Genomic DNA, 16,856 nt, shown 5'->3' with positions numbered 1-16,856 from the left:
ATCCGCTTCCCCGCGCGCTCGACATGGTTCGTTCACCCTCGGACGGCCTCGGCCGCTCACGTCTGGCATTCGAAGAGACCGTCCGACGGGTAGCCGTTCTTGGAAGTGGCCACCAGAGTGTCGTTGAGGTAGCCGTTGCCGTACGACGTCTGGACCTGGTTCCAGACGGAGCTCGACGTGTTGCTCTCGGGGTCGTTGTACGACTGCCCCTGGACCTGGCACACCACGGTCATCGTGATGATCTGCCCCTTGGGGATCGTGCCCGTGGTGGGACCGGAGGTGTTCGGGCCCGACCGGATCAGCGTGTTGGTCTGGCCGTTGTTCTGGTTGCGGATCTGCTTGGTCGGATAAGCGAGGTCCACCGTCTTCGTCAGTTCCGTGGACTCACCAGCGCCGTTGCGGGCCTTGACGCTCACCTGGTGTGTCGTCGCGTTGGCCAGCCCGCGGACCGCCTCCGAGGTGCGCTTGGTCGTGAGCGTCCCGCTGGGCGAGGTCACCACGTAGGTGACGTCGAAGCCGGCCGAGGGGGCCCATCGGAGGTCCGCTCCGTGGTTGACCGGGGTCGCGCTGAGGCCGGTCGGCGGGCCGGGGGCGGTGCAGGCGGTGGCGGCGACCTCGCCGGACTCGCTGTAGGCGGGCTTGCCGTCCTTCCCCTTGTACTCGGCTGCCACCTTGTAGACGTGGGTGGTCGTGTCGCAGGTGAGGCCGCCGACGGAGAACGTCCCGCCCTGGACGGCCCCGGCGAACTGCGCCGGCCTCGCGCCCGCGACCGGCTTGCCGTTCTGGCCGAGCAGGACGAACCGGGTCACCGGGTAGACGCCCTGCGGCTGCGCGGCCGCCGTGAACCGGACCTTGATCGAGCCGTTGTCGCCGGACGCGGCGGGCGTGGGCGGGTCGGGCGCGGTGGGGTCCTTCTTCACCGGCGGCCTGACGGGCCTGCTCGGCGGCGTGACGGTGGTGGTGCCGCCGTTGCCCGTGCCGCCGCGGTTGCGGTTGCCCTGGCCGCCTCCCGGGTTGGCCTGGACGGGCAGCGGGCGCCGCGCGCTGCCGGGGACCTTGTCGTCGTACTTCTCGATGCGCTTGACGCCGCCGTCCGGGCCGAAGGCGAGGGCGGTGGGGCCGTCGGGGTCGTTGACCCACAGCATGTGGTCGCGGACGAGCATCTCGATCGTTCCGCCGGGCCGCGCGGCCGCGACGGGCCGCTCCCAGGCGTTGCGCTCGGTGTTGAAGACCAGCAGCCGGCCGGACGTCCGGTCGGGCAGGTAGACGCGCTGCCCGAGGACGTTCGGGGGCTCGAAGGCGTGGTGGTCCGGCACGCGCAGGGCCACCGAGTCGACCCGCCCGACGCCCGTGTCCAGCAGGTAGAGGGAGCCGCCCGCGCCGAGCATCGGGACGATCTGCCCGTCGGCGACCGCCGGGACCTTGACCCCGTCCGCGGCCCGCGTGACGGGCGCGGGCAGGTTGACCCGCTGCGTGCCCTCGGGGCGGACGATCAGCGCGGTGGCGGACGTGCTGTCGGTGATCACGGGCCGTCCGGCGGCGATCGTCAGCGCGAGGCGGTCGCCGGCCTTCCCGACGGCGACGGGCTCGCCCTGGCGGCCCGACCTGAACGGGACGACGCGGCCCGTCTGCGGGACGGGCACCCAGAGCGCGCCGTCGGCGTCGATGCCCGCCTGCCCGAGCGGCGCGGTGAGGGTCGCGGGGGTGCCGACCGGCGCCAGGGTCACCGGGTCGATCTGCTGGACGGAGCCCTTGACGAGGTCGACGGTGTAGGCGGCGCCGGCGCCGGAGAGCACCTGCATGCCCGGCCCGCCGGCCTGCCGGCTCTTGGTGATCTTGAGCTGGGAGGGGTCGATCCGGCTGACGACGCCGGTCTCCTCGTCGACCAGCAGCACCGTGGCGCCGTCCTGGACGATCCTGATGCGGTGGCCGCGCATCTGCGGCACCACCGGGGTCTTGCCGTCGACCTTGCCGGCCAGCCCGTTGGCGTGCACGACCAGGCCCTTGCCGCTCGCGCTCAGCCAGGCCCCCACGTCCGAGAGCCGGTACCGCGCGCTGGCGGTGCCCACGCCGTAGACGAGCGCGCCCACGGCGAGCACGCCGACCAGCCCGGCGGCGATCTGGCCCGTCAGCCTGTCACGCCGGAAGAATCGGTAATGACCGCGCGGGCCGGTGGTCCGCGCGGAGGATCGGTCCCCGTTCAATCCCCGCTCACCCTCTCGGCGCGCCGGGAGCGGGAAACCGCTGACCCGGGGCGCGAAGGCACCTTAACGGCAATACGGGGCGCTCCGGAATGGGTTTGCGGAGATCGGCCTGGTAGATCGATGCCGGTCCGGCAGGTTACGGGCGATCCGCCATGACATCAATCGGTTGTGGGCAAGGGATTGCGGCTTGCCCCCGTCCGTCGGTCTGAGATCCGAACGCGAACGTTATCCGGGACGTCCTAGTGTTGGGCATCGCGACGACGACTCCGAGGTGGACGTGGAAAACGTGAGCATCGCCGACCTGTGGCACCGGGTGACGGGAACGCAGCCGGATCCGCCGTGGTGGCTGGTGGCCCTTGTCGGCCTCGTGGCGCTCGCCTCGGTGGTGCACGGCCCGACCTGGCGGATGGCGCGCAACACCGTCACGATCGCGCACGAGGGCGGGCACGCGCTGGTCGCGCTGGTCACCGGCCGCAAGCTGGACGGCATCAAGCTGCACTCCGACACCTCGGGCGTGACCGTGTCGCGCGGCAAGCCGCACGGCCCCGGCATGATCCTCACGGCGATGGCGGGGTACGTCACGCCGCCGCTGCTCGGGCTGCTGTTCGCGCTGCTGCTGGAGGACGGCCGCATCACGCTGATGCTGTGGTTCACCCTGGCCCTGCTCGCCGCGATGCTCATCATGATCCGCAACGCCTACGGGGCGCTCTCGGTGATCGTGACGGGCGCGGTGGTCTTCGCGGTGTCGTGGCTGGGCAGCGCCACGGTGCAGGCCGGGTTCGCCTACCTGGCCGCCTGGTTCCTGCTGCTGGCCGGCACCCGCCCGGTGATCGAGCTGCAGCGCATGCGGGCCCGGCACATGGCGCCGAGCTCCGACGCCGACCAGCTCCACCACCTCACCGGCGTCCCCGGGCTCGCCTGGGTGGGCCTGTTCGCCGCCACAGCCCTGCTGGCCCTGCTGGCGGGCGGCGCGCTCCTCATCCCGGACGTCTCGCTGCCCGACCTGCCCACCCCGCCCGGCTTCGGCGGGGTGGGCTGACGCCGGACCGGGCCGCGATGGCGCCGACTGTCCGAGGGCGCCGATAGTTTCGGCTGTGTGAGGGATCGGTGGTCTCGTGAGCAGGTGCTCGGGCTCGCGCCCGACGCGTCGTCCGCCAGGGCGGCGGGCGGCGTCGCCAAGCCCGCCAGGTGGGCGGGGACGGGGTGCGACGGCGAGGCCGTCTGGGGCGAGTGTCAGGGCAGCGGCAAGTCCTCCTACCGGACGTGCGCCGACCTGACCGGCCCGGCGTTCCGGTGCACGTGCCCGAGCCGCAAGTTCCCGTGCAAGCACGCCCTGGCGCTGCTGTTCCTGTGGGCCGACGGCCTCATAGAAGAAGCCGAAGGCGCTGCGGGGGGTGCGGGGGGTCGTCCCCCCGCAGAGGTAGGAGCCGAAGGCGCTGCGGGGGCCGCGGGGGAAGGCGCCGAGGGCGGGTCGCGTCCCGCGTGGGTCGCCGAGTGGCTGGAGGACCGCCGTGAGCGCGCCGGCCGGGCGGCCGAGCGGCGCGCCGCCCCGGCGGCCAAGGCCCGCGATCCGAAGACGGCGGAGCGGCGGGCCAGGCGGGTCGACGACGGGCTCGCCGAGCTCGACCAGTGGCTCCGCGACCAGGTCGCGCACGGCCTCGCCCAGGCGGAGAAGGCCCCCTACCGGCTGTGGGACGACGCGGCGCGGCGGCTCGTCGACGCCCAGGCGGGGGCGCTGGCGGGGCCGGTCAGGGGCCTGGCCGCGATCCCGCGCCGGCCCGGCTGGCCCGGGCGCCTGCTGGAGGAGTACGCGCTGCTGCGGCTGCTCGTCCGGGCCTACCAGCGGCGGGAGGAGCTGCCCGAGGGGCTGCGCGAGACCGTCCGCTCGCGGGTCGGCTTCACCGTCCCGCAGGAGGAGGTGCTGTCCGGCGGGGAGCGCGTGCGGGACCTGTGGTCGGTCACCGGGTCGCGCGACACCGCGCAAGACCTGCTCACCACGCGCAGGGTGTGGCTCCGCGGCGGCCGGACGGGGCGTCCCGCGCTCGTGCTGTCCTTCGCCGCGCCGGGCACGTCCTTGGACGGTTCCCTCGTGGTGGGTATGCAGATCGATGCGGAGCTGGTCTTCTATCCGGGCGCGCAGCCGCTGCGGGCGCTGGTCGCCGAGCGGTACGGGGCGCCGATGCGGGCCGCGCCCGCGGGGACGTCCGTCCGGGGCTTCCTCGACGAGCACGCGGCCGCCGTCGCGCTCGACCCGTGGCTGGACCGCTGGCCCGCGACGCTGGCGGACGTCCGCCTGGCGCGCACCGGAGAAGGAGACCTTTACGTCGTCGACGGCGCCGGAGACGCGCTGCCGCTGCGGATCGGCGATCCGTGGCGGCTGCTCGCGCTGTCGGGCGGCGGGCCGGTCACCCTGGCCGGGGAGTGGCGCCCGCGCGGCCTGCGCCCGCTGGCCGCGTGGCACGAGGACGAGGGGACGGTGGTCCTGTGACCGCCTGGGACGAGCACGTCACCGCCGCGCTGCTGGGCACCGAGCGCCGCGACCCGCCCGTCCGGGCGGAGGCGCCCCCCGACGGCGGCGCCGACAGGGCGGGGCGCCTGCTCGACCAGGCGGCGCTGCTGGCCGTCCGGCGGCGGGCGGGGCGGGTCCCGGCGGGCGCGGCGCCCGAGCCGGTGGCGCTGGCCCCGGTGGAGGACGTCCCGGCGGTGCCGAGGGCGGCGGCGGCCCGGCTGCGGCGGATCCTCGGCGGCGAGCAGATCCGGGTGCTGCCCGAATGGCTGGACGCGGCGGCCGCCCGGGGCCTGCGGGTGCCCGCCCAGTCCCTTCCCGAGCTGCTGGAGCGGGGGCGCAGCGACCGGATGCTGCGGCCCTCGATCGCGCGGGCGTGCGGGCGGCGCGGCGTGTGGCTGGCCCTGCAGAACACCGACTGGGCCTATCTGGTCGGCTCCGGCGACGACCCCGGCGGCGGCCCCGAAGTGTGGGAGACCGGGACGCGCAACCGGCGGGTGGCCTACCTGACCATGCTTCGCGAGACCGAGCCAGAGCGCGCGCGGGAGCTCCTCCGGGGAACCTGGGCCAAGGAGCCGGCGCCCGACCGCGCGGCGTTCCTCGCCACGTTCGGGCACGGGCTCTCCCTCGACGACGAGGAGTTCCTGGAGGCGGCCCTGGGCGACCGCGGCAAGGACGTCCGGCAGATCGCGTCCGACCTGCTGGCCCGCGTGCCGGGCTCGGCGTACGGGGAGCGCATGGCGGCGCGCGCCCGAGCCTGCCTGACCGCCGAGGAGCGCACGGTCCAGGGCCGGAAGCAGACGTGGATCCGGGTGGAGCCGCCGGACGCCCACGACGAGGACATGGCGCGCGACGGCGTCCCGTTCCACCCGACCGGGTCGTTCGCGCCGCGCGGCGGCGGCGCTCCGGTGGGGACGCGCGCCGCGTGGCTGCGCGAGATCCTGGCCCGCACCCCGCTGTCCACCTGGACGGAGCTGTTCGGGCTGCCGCCCATGGAGATCGTGTGCCTGCCCGTCTCCGACTCCGACGGGCGCGACGTCCACATCGGCTGGGCCCGCGCCGCCCTCGGCCAGCGCGACACCGGCTGGGCGCGGGCGCTGCTCAGGGGCGGCGTCATGGTCGACGAGCCGGAGGCCCTCGCCGACCTGCTGTCGGTCCTGCCCGGCCCGGAGCGCGACCCGGCGGCGGCCGACCTGATCCGCTGGGTGGAGGGGCGGCCCGGCCTGCTGCGGGTCCTGGAACGGGTGCCCGGTCCGTGGGCCGGGCCGCTGGCCGCCGCGGTGGTCGAGACGCTGAGCGCGTCGGCCGAGCGCCCCACCCGCCGTGACGAGCACCTGATCACGCAGCTGTGCCGGCTCGCCGACCAGCGGCTCGACCCGGCCGCCGCGGTCCGCCTGGCGGCCCTCGGACCGGCCGCCCCGCGGGCCGTGACCGACCTGGTCGCGACCCTGCGTTTCCGCGACGAGATGCTGAAGGAGCTTGACCAGTGACCGAAGAGGCAGGCCCGGCGGGCCTCGGGGACGGTTCCCCCGCGCCGACCGCGGGCGCCGTGCTGCGGCCGCACGCCGAGCAGGAGCACGCCGCCGAGCTGGCGCGGCTGGCCGAGCACGACGACCGGCCCCGGCCGCCCGGCTGGCGGCTGTCGCCGTGGGCCGTCACCGCGTACCTGCTCGGCGGCGAGCTGCCGGACGGCACGGCGATCACCCCGAAGTACGTGGGGCCGCGCCGGCTGATGGAGGTCGCGGTGGCGACGCTCGCGACCGACCGGGCGCTGCTGCTCCTCGGCGTCCCCGGCACGGCGAAGACCTGGGTGTCCGAGCACCTCGCCGCCGCGATCAGCGGCGACTCCACGCTGCTCGTGCAGGGCACGGCGGGCACGGCGGAGGAGGCGATCCGCTACGGCTGGAACTACGCGCGGCTGCTCGCCGAGGGCCCCTCGGAGCGCGCGCTCGTGGAGAGCCCGCTGATGCGCGCGATGCGGCACGGCTCCGTCGCCCGCATCGAGGAGCTGACCCGGATGCCCTCCGACGTCCAGGACGCCCTCATCACCGTCCTGTCCGAGAAGACGCTGCCCGTGCCCGAGCTGAACACCGAGGTGCAGGCGCGCAAGGGCTTCACGGTCATCGCGACCGCCAACGACCGCGACCGCGGCGTGAACGAGCTGTCCAGCGCGCTGCGCCGCCGGTTCAACACGGTCGTGCTGCCGCTGCCGGAGTCCGTCGAGGACGAGGTCGCGATCGTCGCGCGCCGCGTCGACCAGATCGGCGCCGGGCTGGAGCTGCCCGAGAGCCCGGCGGGCCTGGAGGAGATCCGGCGCGTCGTCACGGTGTTCCGGGAGCTGCGGTCCGGGGCGACGGCCGACGGGCGCACCAAGCTGAAGTCGCCCAGCGGCACCCTCAGCACCGCCGAGGCCATCTCGGTGGTCACCAGCGGGCTGGCGCTGGCCGCGCACTTCGGCGACGGCGTGCTGCGCGCCGCCGACGTGGCGGGCGGGCTCGTCGGCGCCGTCGTCCAGGACCCGGTGTCCGACCGCGTCGTGTGGCAGGAGTACCTGGAGGCGGTCGTCCGGGACCGCCCCGAGTGGCGGGACTTCTACCGCGCCTGCCGGGAGGTCTCTTGAGCCAGGTCGAAGTCTTCGGCATCCGGCACCACGGGCCGGGGTCGGCCCGCGCGCTGCGGGGTGCGCTGGAGGACTTCAAGCCGGACGCGGTGCTCGTCGAGGGGCCGCCCGAGGCCGACGCGATCGTGGAGCTGGCGGGCGACCCGGGGATGGTGCCGCCGGTCGCCCTGCTCGCCTACTCCCCCGCACCCGCCGACGGCGACCGCCGGGCCGCGTTCTGGCCGTTCGCCGAGTTCAGCCCGGAATGGCAGGCGATCAGGTACGCGCTGTCGGCGGGCGTGCCCGTCCGGTTCTGCGACCTGCCCGCCGCGAACCAGCTCGTCGCCGAGGAGGAGGAGCCGCCCGAGGAGGGCATCCGGCTCGACCCGCTCGGCTGGCTGGCGAAGGCCGCCGGGTACGACGACGCCGAGCGCTGGTGGGACGACGTGGTCGAGCACCGCCACGGCGGCCCGTCCCCGTTCCCCGCCATCGCCGAGGCCATGGCGGAGCTGCGCGGCGAGCTCGAACCGGCCGCCCGGGAGGAGCAGCGCGAGGCCCACATGCGCAGGACGGTGCGCCGCGCCCTCAAGGAGGGCCACGAGCGGGTCGCCGTGGTGTGCGGCGCGTGGCACGTCCCGGCCCTGCGCGCCAAGGTCCCGGCGAGCCGCGACGACCGGACGCTGCGCGGCCTGCCGAAGACCAAGGTCGCCATGACGTGGGTGCCGTGGACGCACGGGCGGCTCGCCGGCCGGTCCGGCTACGGCGCCGGCGTGCGCTCCCCCGGCTGGTACCACCACCTGTTCGCGGCCCGCGACCGCCCGATCGAGCGCTGGCTGACCGCCGCCGCCCGCGTCCTGCGCGAGGAGGACCTGCACGTCTCCTCCGCGCACGTGATCGAGGCCGTCCGGCTCGCCGAGGCCCTGGCCGCGCTGCGCGGGCGCCCCCTCGCCGGGCTGGACGAGGTCACCGAGGCGACCCGGGCCGTCCTGTGCGAGGGCGCCGAGCTGCCCGTCCGGCTCATCCAGGACCGGATGGTCGTCGGCGAGCGGCTCGGCGCCGTCCCGGACCGGACCCCGATGGTGCCGCTGCAGCGCGACCTCCAGGCCGAGCAGCGGCGGCTCAGGCTCAGGCCGAGCGCCCTTGAGAAGGAGCAGGACCTCGACCTGCGCAAACCCACCGACCTGGAGCGCAGCCGCCTGCTGCACCGGCTCCGCATGCTGGACGTGAACTGGGGCGTCCCGTCGGAGAGCCGCTCCAAGGGCACGTTCCGCGAGACGTGGACGCTGCTCTGGCGGCCCGAGTTCGACGTGGAGCTGATCGAGGCGAGCGCGTGGGGCACCACCGTGCGCGGCGCGAGCACCGCCCGCGCGCGGGAGGCGGCCGAGAGCGCCGCCGCCCTCGCCGACCTCACCGACGTGGCCGAGCGCTGCCTGCTCGCCGACCTCGGCGACGCGCTCCCCGCGGTCATGCGCGCCCTCGCCGACCGCGCCGCGGTCGACACCGACGTCGCGCACCTGATGGCGGCGATGCCCGCGCTGGTGCGCGCGCTGCGCTACGGCGACGTCCGCGGCACCTCCACCGGCCCGCTCCGCACGGTGGTCGACGGCCTCGTCGTCCGGGTCTGCGTCGGGCTCCCGCCCGCGATCACCGGGCTCGACGACGACGCCGCCCGCGAGTTCCTCGGGCACGTCGACGCCGTCCACGGCGCCCTGTCCCTGCTCGCCGACGAGGGCCACGTCGAGCGCTGGCGCCGCGCCCTGGAGGGCCTGCTCGGCCGCCCGGACGCCCTGCACGGCCTCATCGAGGGGCGCCTCACCCGCCTGCTGCTGGACGCCGGGCGGCTGCACGACGTCCCCGACCGGATGGCGCGGGCCGTGTCCACCGGCGCGGCGCCCGACCGCGCCGCCGCCTGGGTCGAGGGCTTCCTCGCCGGCGGCGGCCTCCTGCTCCTGCACGACGAGGCGCTCCTGCGGCTCGTCGACGGGTGGATCGCCGGCCTGCCCGCCGACTCGTTCACCGACGTCCTGCCCCTCCTGCGCCGCACCTTCGGCGCCTACCCCGCCGCCGAGCGCCGCGCCATCGGCGAGCGGCTCCGCCGGCGGGGCCGCGCCCCCGCCGGGCGGGACCGGCCGCCGGAGGACGACGTCGACGAGGCCCGGGCCGCCCCGGCGGCCGCCACGGCCCTGCGGATCCTCGGATGGGAGAGCCCCGCATGACGAACGAGAGCGCGACCGGCGAGAGCGCGGACGACCGGCTGCGGCGCTGGCGGCTCGTGCTGGGCGGCGACCAGGCCGACGGGACCGGCGTGACGCTGGGCGGCGACGACGTCCGCATGGACGGCGCGCTGGAGCGGCTCTACGGGGCCGGCGGCGGCGAGGGGCGGCCGCGGCCGGGGCGGCGCGGCGCCGGGCTCGGCGACTCGGCGCCCTCCGTGGCCCGGTGGCTCGGCGACATCCGCGCCTACTTCCCGTCGAGCGTCGTGCGGGTGATGCAGAAGGACGCGATCGAGCGCCTCGACCTCACCCGGCTGCTGCTGGAGCCGGAGATGCTGGACGCGGTCGAGCCCGACGTCCACCTCGTCGGGACGCTGCTGTCGCTGAACCGGGTGCTGCCCGACAAGGCCAGGGAGTCGGCGCGCGCGGTGGTCCGCACGGTCGTGCGCGACCTGGAGCGGCGGCTCGCGCAGAAGACCCGCTCGGCCGTCGGCGGGGCCCTGGACCGGTCGGCGCGGGTGCTGCGCCCGAGGCGGCTCGCCGACGTCGACTGGGACCGCACGATCCGCGCCAACCTGCGCCACTACCTGCCCGACCAGGGCACCCTCGTGCCGGAACGGCTGATCGGGTACGGCAGGCGGCGGCAGGCCCTCAAGCGGGACGTGGTGCTCGCGATCGACCAGAGCGGCTCGATGGCGGCGTCGGTGGTGTACGCCAGCGTGTTCGGGGCGGTGCTGGCGTCGATGCGGTCGCTGCGCACGTCGCTGGTGGTGTTCGACACCAGCGTCGTGGACCTCACCGACCAGCTCCACGACCCGGTGGAGGTGCTGTTCGGCACACAGCTCGGCGGCGGCACCGACATCAACCGCGCCGTCGCGTACTGCCAGGGCCTGGTGACGCGACCGGCCGAGACGACCCTCGTGCTGATCAGCGACCTGTACGAGGGCGGCGTCCGCGACGAGATGCTCCAGCGGGTCGCGGCGCTGACGGCGTCGGGCGTGCAGGTCGTCGTCCTGCTCGCCCTGTCGGACGAGGGCGCGCCCGCCTACGACCACGACAACGCGGCGGCCCTGGCCGCGATGGGCGTCCCGGCCTTCGCGTGCACGCCCGACGCCTTCCCCGGGCTGATGGCCGCCGCCATCGAACGCCGCGACCTCAAGGAGTGGTCCGAGCGCGCCGCACCGGACCGGTGAGCGCGTCAGACCGGTGAGCGGGACAGGCCGCGGACCAGGAAGAGCACCACCAGGGCGGTCACCAGGGCGTGGCCGGCCAGCGCGGACGGCTGGATCTCGACGAGCGCGCCCCAGGCCGCCCACATCGCGACGCGGGCGACACGCGCGGCCATCACCGTCCCGGCGGCGGCGCGGCTGCCGCGCCACGCCAGGATCACCCCGACCAGCGTGACGACGGCGACGACCGCGAACGACGAGGCGACCACGGGCAGCAGGCCGCCCCGGTGGCCCTCGCTGAGGGACGGCCGGGCGATCAGGATCGCGAGGGCGGCGACGTCCAGCGCGGCGAGAAGGCCGGCGAGGAGCAGGCCGGTCACGACCGCCGGGCCGCGCCGCAGCGTCCGGACGCCGCGGGGCGACCGGGGCAGCGGGCCCGGTGCGGGCCCCGGCCCCTGTGTCGGCGCGGGAGCCGGCGCGGGCGAAGGCGGCGCGGGTGAGGCCGGTCCGGGTGAAGGCGGAGCGGGCGCAGCCGTGGGCGGGCCGGGCCAGGTCGGCGTCTGCTCCCAGGAATCCGGGGCGGACGCGTCGGCGGCCGGCTGCGGCGCGAGCTCGGCCGCGGGCTCCGGGACCGGCGACGTCGGGCCGGCGAAGTCCTCCGTGAGGAACTCGGGAGGGATCTCCAGGCGGGCGTGCCGCTCGCTCTCGCCGAGCAGCCACAGCAGGACGTCCTCGGAGGTGGGACGGGCCTGCGGGTCCTTGGCGAGGCAGGCGGCGGCGACCTCGGCGAGCGGGCCGGGCAGGGCGCCGAGGTCGGGCGTCTCGTTCAGGATCCGGTACATCACCGCGGGCAGCGGGCCGCCCGCGAAGGGATCGCGGCCGGTGGCGGCGAACAGCAGGGTGCTCGCCCAGGCGAACAGGTCGGCCGACGGCCCGACCCGCCCGGTGAACTGCTCGGGCGCCATGTAGGCGGGGGTGCCGACCACCTGGCTCGTCATCGTCGCGCTCGCGTCGAACGCGCGGGCGATGCCGAAGTCGATCACGCGCGGCCCGTCCGGGCCCATCAGCACGTTCTGCGGCTTGAGGTCGCGGTGCACGACGTTCGCGCGGTGGATCGCCGACAGCGCCGTCACCGAGCTGATCGCGAGCCGGTCGAGCGCCGCGCCGGTGCGCGGCCCCTGGTCGTGGACGAGGGCGCGCAGCGACGGTCCCGGCACGTACTCGCTGACGATGTAGGGGCGGTCGCCCACCACGTCGGCGGCGAGCATCTGCGCGGTGCAGAACCCGGCGACCCGCTCCAGGACGGCCATCTCGCGCACGAACCGCTCCCGCGCGCTGGCGTCGCCGGCGAGCTGGGCGTGCAGCAGCTTGACGGCGACCCGGGACGGCCCGGGGCCCGGCTCGGCGGGCCGGCCGAGGTAGACCGCGCCCTGGCCGCCGGCGCCGATCCGGCCGAGCAGCTCCCACCGTCCGAGCCGGGTGGGATCGGCCGCTGTGAGGGGAACAGGACCCGCCATTCGCACCCTCTCGAAAAAATTGAGCATTCCCGCGGGCACAAAACCGCTCCGCCCGGCATCGAAGAGTATAGGTTCGGCGAGCCCGAAGCGGGAGAAGAGATGCTGCAGATTCGTTCGACGATTGCGCGGTCCAGGCCCGGCGCCGTGCCGCTGGCGGGGTGCGTCGCGGCCCTCGTGGCGGCCGGCGCGCTGACCGGCTGCGGGGACGCCGGCGCGACCATCACGCGGCTGACGGTGGGATCGCCGGGGCCCGACCCGTACACGCTGGTGTCCGGCACCGACAGGGTGGACGTGAAGGCGCGGCCGCAGGCGGGCGGCACCAAGGAGGGGGACGCACCGGGACTCTACGGCGGCACGCGCCGCGCTTCCACCTGCGACAGGGAGCGACTCGTCGCCTTCCTGCGGACTCATCCCGACAAGGCGCGGGCGTGGGCGCGCGTGCAGGGCATCCCGGTGGGCGACATCCCGCAGTACGTGTCGCGGCAGACGCCGGTGCTGCTGCGCACCGACACGCTCGTCACCAACCACGGGTACCGGGACGGGGAGGCGGTGAGCGACCCCGCCGTCCTACAGGCCGGAATGGGCGTTCTGGTCAATGGTTACGGAGTGCCCACGGTGAAGTGCAATTGCGGCAATCCCCTCAGTCCGCCCGGCAAAAAGATCTCCACCCGGAACGCGTCGTACAGTGGCCGGTCCTGGCCGGGATTCGAGAAGGGGAATGTCACCCGGGTACAGCCGCGGGATTCCCGTAAGGGACCGATCGCCACTTTCGTCCTTGTCGACCCGGAGGCCACGATGGGATTCGCCCGGCCCCGCGCCACCGGAGGGGCGTCGGACGGGCCGCCGACCGCGCTGCCGCCGGCGGAGACCGAGGTCGTGGCGAGCGACTCGCCCGCGCCGTCCGGCTCGGGCCTGGAGACGCCCGGCGCCGAGTCCCCCGGCACGGAGTCGCCCGGCACCGAGGCGCCCGCGCCGGAGTCGCCCGGCGCGCGGTCACCGGGGACCGAATCGCCCGGACCGCAGACCCCGGGCCCCGCGCTCTCGTCCCCGTCGCCGGGCGTGGTCACGCAGGACCCGGGTACGGGCGCCGGTGGGAAGGAGGCGCCGGGCGACGAGGCGCACGGGCCCGTCTCCCTGCCGCCGTCGAGGGAGCCCGCGCCCGCGACCTCCTGAGTTCGTGCGCTATCTTTGCTCATATGAGCAGTGCTTCAGATGTCATCGCCCCGGACGCCTGCGCCGTCCGGGTGGTCGACGCCGCGAAGGTCGCCGCCGTCTCGGCCTCCCTGCCGGACACGGAGACGATCACCGAGCTGGCGCAGGTGTTCGGGCTGCTGTCCGACCCCGGCCGGCTGCGGGTGATCACCGCACTGCTCGAAGGGGGAGAGATGTGCGTGTGCGACATCGCCGCGTCCTGCGGGCACTCGGAGTCGGCGGTCTCGCACGCGCTGCGCCTGCTGCGCGCCAACCGCGTCGTGCGCGTCCGCCGCGCCGGCCGGATGGCCTACTACCGGCTGGACGACTCGCACGTCCGGCTGCTGCTCGATCTCGCCCTCACCCACGTCGGCCACGGGGAGGAAGGCCCATGATCGGGGATCGCGGGGACACGCCCGGGAAGCGGGGGCACGAGCACGGGGGCGCCCGGCACGGGGGGCACGGCCACGGGCACGGGCACGCCGTCTCCGCCGGCGCCGACCGGCGGCTGCTGACCGGCGCGCTGGCGCTGATCATCGCCTACATGTCGGGCGAGGTGGTCGTCGGCCTGCTCGCCGGGTCGCTGGCACTGATCACCGACGCCGCGCACATGATGACCGACGCGTTCGCGATCGCGCTGGCGCTGGTCGCGATGCGCATCGCCGCGCGCCCGCCGAAGGGCGGGTACACCTTCGGCCTGCGCCGCGCCGAGATTCTCTCCGCGCAGCTGAACGGGCTGACGCTGATCCTGCTCACCGTCTACTTCGTGTACGAGGGGGTCCGGCGGCTGGTCGAGCCGCCCGCGGTGGAGGGCCAGTTCGTCTTCTGGACGGCCCTCGCGGGCATCGCCGTCAACGTCGCGGCGACGATGCTGATCAGCCGGGCGGACCGGCGCAGCCTGAACGTCGAGGGCGCGTTCCAGCACATCCTGAACGACCTGTTCGCGTTCGTCGCGACCGCGGTCGCGGGCCTGGTCGTGTGGACGACGGGCTTCGCCCGCGCGGACGCGATCGCCTCGCTGGTGGTGGCCGCGCTGATGCTCAAGGCCGGGTACCGGCTGCTGCGGGACGCGGGCCGGGTGCTCATGGAGGCCGCGCCCGCCGGGATCGACCCGTCCGAGCTCGGCGCGCGGCTCGCCGGCCGCCCCTGCGTCGAGGAGGTCCACGACCTGCACGTGTGGGAGGTCAGCTCGGGCTACCCGGCGCTGTCGGCGCACGTGCTCGTGGACTCCCAGGGCGACTGCCACGCCGTCCGCCGCGACCTGCAGGAGCTGCTGCGCGACGCCTACGCGATCACGCACACGACGCTGGAGGTCGACCACGTGGCCGAGCCGTCCGGCGGCGGCCACGTCCACTGCGACGACGCGCACGGCCCCCGCCATGTGGCGGAGGCCGCCGAGCCCCACGAGCACGCGGGCGGCGCGCCGTGCGACCACTAGGGCCGTGCGGGCGCGCCGCCCCGTGATCAGCGGGCGGTGCAGGCGGCGCCGTTCACCGTGAAGGCGCTCGGGGGCGGGTTCGCCCCGCCGCTCGATCCGTTGAAGCCGATCGTCACCGAGCCTCCCGGCCGGATCGTCCGGTTCCAGTCGAGGTTGCGGGCGGTCACGTCCGGGCCGCTCTGCGACCAGGCGGCGTTCCAGCCCTGGGTGACGCGCTGCCCCGCGCCGAACGCGAACTTCAGCGCCCAGCCCTCGATGGGCGAGGTCCCGGTGTTGGCGACGGTGACCTGCGCGGTGAAGCCCGTCCCCCACTGGCTCTGCACCGAGTACCCGGCCGCGCACGCCGGGGCGGCCGGGCCGCCGCCCGCCGGGATCTCGACCAGCGTGATCGAGGACGCGGGGAACGTCGAGGTGAACCCGTCCGCTCCCACCGCCACGTCCGGGGCGCGGACGATCGCGGCCGGGTCGGCGCCGCCGTACCGGTAGACGCGCCCCGCCGCCGAGCCCGACCGCCCGGCGATCGAGACGGTGCTGGTGAGGTCGTCGGTGAGCGACTTGTTCACGATCATGAGGGTGAGCGCCCCGTCGGACGCGCGCTCCGCCGCGTACACCGCGAGCCTGCCCTGGTCGGCGCTCGACGCGCGGACGGACGTCTCGCCGAACGAGGCGCCCGCGCCGTCGTAGTTCCGGTACATGCGGAACGCGTAGGCGCCCGGGTCGGACGCGCCCGGCGGCGCCCACAGCGTCGCCAGGTCGAGCCCCTCGCGGCCGAAGATCCCGAGGACGTCCGCCTGGGCCAGCGCGCCGTTCAGATGGCCGAGCGCGCCCCAGTTGTACTCGGTGATCGCCAGCTTGGTGCCCGGATAGTTCTGGTTCACGAGCTCGCGCATCCGCGGGATGTAGTTGATCGGCTGGCCGATCCAGCTCTCGTCGGTGTAGGCCGGGTCCCACAGCTGCCGGGTGGAGCGCAGCCGGAGCTCCTGGGTCGCCGCGTCGCCGGGGTCGGCGGAGGACACCCCGGCCTGCTGCGGGTAGATGTGCTCGTCGAAGTAGTCGAGGATGCGGGTGCCGTGCTCCTGCTCGTAGGCCTTCATCTGCCGCAGGTACCAGTCGGCGAACGGGACGCCGCCGTGCGCCGCCCGGTCCGGCGGGTTCGACCAGCAGTCCCCGCCCTCGCGGTCGCAGGTCTGCTTGTCCAGGCCCGACATCGTCAGCGACTGGAAGCCCCAGCCGACCGGGCCGAGCGTCCTGGCCCCCGGGTCGGCGGCCTTCACCGCGGAGGCGATCGCGTACGTCTGGCGGCGCATCTCGTCGTAGCCGGCGCCGTCCGGGTGCACGTCGCGGTGGGTGGCGTGCCAGAGGTCGGGCTCGTTGTCGAGATCGTAGAAGCGCACCCCGCCGTCGTCCGCCCGGCCGTACTTGCCGGTCAGGTGGGACAGCCAGTCGGTGACGTACCGGGGGCCGGCCGGGACGCTGGTGTCGGCCGGGTCGTTGCCCGTGACGTTCGAGCCGTCCGGCTTGACCCCGTTGCCGCAGTCGGGCCGCCACTGGGCGTCGGCGCCTTGCTGCGGGCCGTACTTGGCGATGCCGAACCCGCAGGTGTAGTCGCGGCCCTTCGGCGTCCAGCCGATCAGCGGGACGGTCAGGAGCGTGCCGGTGCCGGTCCGGCGGTCCTGCTCGGTGAACTGGTCGGTCTCGGATCCGTCGGGGAGCTTCGCGGGGTCCGGCGCGGGGCCGGGCACGTTCTCGAAGTACCAGTCCGAGCCCCGGTTGGTCTCATCGAAGAGATAGTTGTAGCGCGTCGTCGCGTTGCCGCCCCACCGCCGGACGGGGAGGCGCAGCTCCTTGGCGAGTTCCTCGGACGCGAAGTTCATCCCGTACACGTAGGGGCTGATCGCGTGCCGGGACGCGGACGGGTCGACGGTCAGCGCGGGCCCGTCCGCGGCCTGCGCCGGGGGCGCGGCCCACGGCAGGAGCGCGGCGGCCGCGGCGACGGCGAGCCAGGCCTTCCTGGTCATG

At 75.3% G+C, this 16,856-nt stretch carries 12 protein-coding genes; 9 read left to right on the top strand and 3 right to left on the bottom strand.

The genetic code is table 11. The features are described from left to right. Positions 1 to 56: 56 nt before the first annotated feature. Complete coding sequence (locus ABD944_RS29395; protein WP_345182305.1) at positions 57 to 2,204, bottom strand: fibronectin type III domain-containing protein; 2,148 nt, start codon at positions 2,202 to 2,204, stop codon at positions 57 to 59. A gap of 277 nt (positions 2,205 to 2,481) precedes the next feature. On the opposite strand from ABD944_RS29395, the gene ABD944_RS29390 reads away from it, so the two are divergent. The 6 genes from ABD944_RS29390 to ABD944_RS29365 are packed head-to-tail and all read left to right on the top strand — an operon-like array spanning position 2,482 to position 10,715. Continuing rightward, the gene (locus tag ABD944_RS29390) at positions 2,482 to 3,243 is read left to right on the top strand and encodes a M50 family metallopeptidase (protein WP_378187843.1); all 762 of its coding nucleotides are present in this window, start codon (positions 2,482 to 2,484) and stop codon (positions 3,241 to 3,243) included. 57 nt (positions 3,244 to 3,300) lie between these two features. After that, on the top strand, positions 3,301 to 4,692 hold the full coding sequence (locus tag ABD944_RS29385) for an SWIM zinc finger family protein (RefSeq protein WP_345182300.1): 1,392 nt from the start codon (positions 3,301 to 3,303) through the stop codon (positions 4,690 to 4,692). Continuing rightward, on the top strand, positions 4,689 to 6,200 hold the full coding sequence (locus ABD944_RS29380; protein ID WP_345182298.1) for a DUF5691 domain-containing protein: 1,512 nt from the start codon (positions 4,689 to 4,691) through the stop codon (positions 6,198 to 6,200). The genes ABD944_RS29385 and ABD944_RS29380 overlap by 4 nt, the downstream gene beginning before the upstream one ends. Next, complete coding sequence (locus ABD944_RS29375; protein WP_425550322.1) at positions 6,197 to 7,330, top strand: ATP-binding protein; 1,134 nt, start codon at positions 6,197 to 6,199, stop codon at positions 7,328 to 7,330. The genes ABD944_RS29380 and ABD944_RS29375 overlap by 4 nt, the downstream gene beginning before the upstream one ends. Then, a complete protein-coding gene (locus tag ABD944_RS29370) occupies positions 7,327 to 9,525 on the top strand; it encodes a DUF5682 family protein (protein ID WP_345182296.1) in 2,199 nt (732 codons plus the stop codon). Before ABD944_RS29375 ends, ABD944_RS29370 begins: the two co-directional genes overlap by 4 nt. Then, positions 9,522 to 10,715, top strand: a complete 1,194-nt coding sequence (locus ABD944_RS29365) for a VWA domain-containing protein (RefSeq protein WP_345182294.1) — start codon at positions 9,522 to 9,524, stop codon at positions 10,713 to 10,715. Before ABD944_RS29370 ends, ABD944_RS29365 begins: the two co-directional genes overlap by 4 nt. A 5-nt stretch (positions 10,716 to 10,720) precedes the next feature. On the opposite strand, the gene ABD944_RS29360 is transcribed toward ABD944_RS29365, so the two are convergent. Beyond that, positions 10,721 to 12,208 carry a serine/threonine-protein kinase gene (locus tag ABD944_RS29360; RefSeq protein ID WP_345182291.1) on the bottom strand — a complete coding sequence of 496 codons (1,488 nt, stop codon included), beginning with the start codon at positions 12,206 to 12,208 and terminating at the stop codon, positions 10,721 to 10,723. A gap of 99 nt (positions 12,209 to 12,307) precedes the next feature. On the opposite strand from ABD944_RS29360, the gene ABD944_RS29355 reads away from it, so the two are divergent. Genes ABD944_RS29355 through ABD944_RS29345 form a run of 3 tightly spaced genes read left to right on the top strand, consistent with a single transcriptional unit; the run spans position 12,308 to position 14,837 of the window. Beyond that, positions 12,308 to 13,381: a DUF6777 domain-containing protein gene (locus ABD944_RS29355; protein ID WP_345182289.1), complete on the top strand. Its 1,074-nt coding sequence runs from the start codon at positions 12,308 to 12,310 to the stop codon at positions 13,379 to 13,381. Positions 13,382 to 13,404: 23 nt separating this feature from the next. Continuing rightward, a complete protein-coding gene (locus ABD944_RS29350; protein WP_345182287.1) occupies positions 13,405 to 13,794 on the top strand; it encodes an ArsR/SmtB family transcription factor in 390 nt (129 codons plus the stop codon). Next, complete coding sequence (locus ABD944_RS29345; protein WP_345182285.1) at positions 13,791 to 14,837, top strand: cation diffusion facilitator family transporter; 1,047 nt, start codon at positions 13,791 to 13,793, stop codon at positions 14,835 to 14,837. The genes ABD944_RS29350 and ABD944_RS29345 overlap by 4 nt, the downstream gene beginning before the upstream one ends. Before the next feature lie 26 nt (positions 14,838 to 14,863). Here the strand turns inward: ABD944_RS29345 and ABD944_RS29340 are convergent, their stop codons facing one another. Beyond that, complete coding sequence (locus ABD944_RS29340) at positions 14,864 to 16,855, bottom strand: glycoside hydrolase family 44 protein (RefSeq protein WP_345182283.1); 1,992 nt, start codon at positions 16,853 to 16,855, stop codon at positions 14,864 to 14,866. Position 16,856: the final 1 nt, after the last annotated feature.

It is taken from the genome of Actinomadura verrucosospora (genome assembly GCF_039540335.1).
Classification (GTDB): Bacteria; Actinomycetota; Actinomycetes; order Streptosporangiales; family Streptosporangiaceae; genus Spirillospora; species Spirillospora verrucosospora.
The sequence above is the reverse complement of the archived record's forward strand: the minus strand, read 5'-3'. Positions and strand labels throughout refer to the sequence as shown.

Coding starts and splice junctions, on each gene's coding strand:
- ABD944_RS29365 (WP_345182294.1), top strand. CDS start 9,522: ATGACGAACGAGAGCGCGACCGGCGAGAGCGCGGACGACCGGCTGCGG.
- ABD944_RS29360 (WP_345182291.1), bottom strand. CDS start 12,208: ATGGCGGGTCCTGTTCCCCTCACAGCGGCCGATCCCACCCGGCTCGGA.
- ABD944_RS29355 (WP_345182289.1), top strand. CDS start 12,308: ATGCTGCAGATTCGTTCGACGATTGCGCGGTCCAGGCCCGGCGCCGTG.
- ABD944_RS29350 (WP_345182287.1), top strand. CDS start 13,405: ATGAGCAGTGCTTCAGATGTCATCGCCCCGGACGCCTGCGCCGTCCGG.
- ABD944_RS29345 (WP_345182285.1), top strand. CDS start 13,791: ATGATCGGGGATCGCGGGGACACGCCCGGGAAGCGGGGGCACGAGCAC.
- ABD944_RS29340 (WP_345182283.1), bottom strand. CDS start 16,855: ATGACCAGGAAGGCCTGGCTCGCCGTCGCCGCGGCCGCCGCGCTCCTG.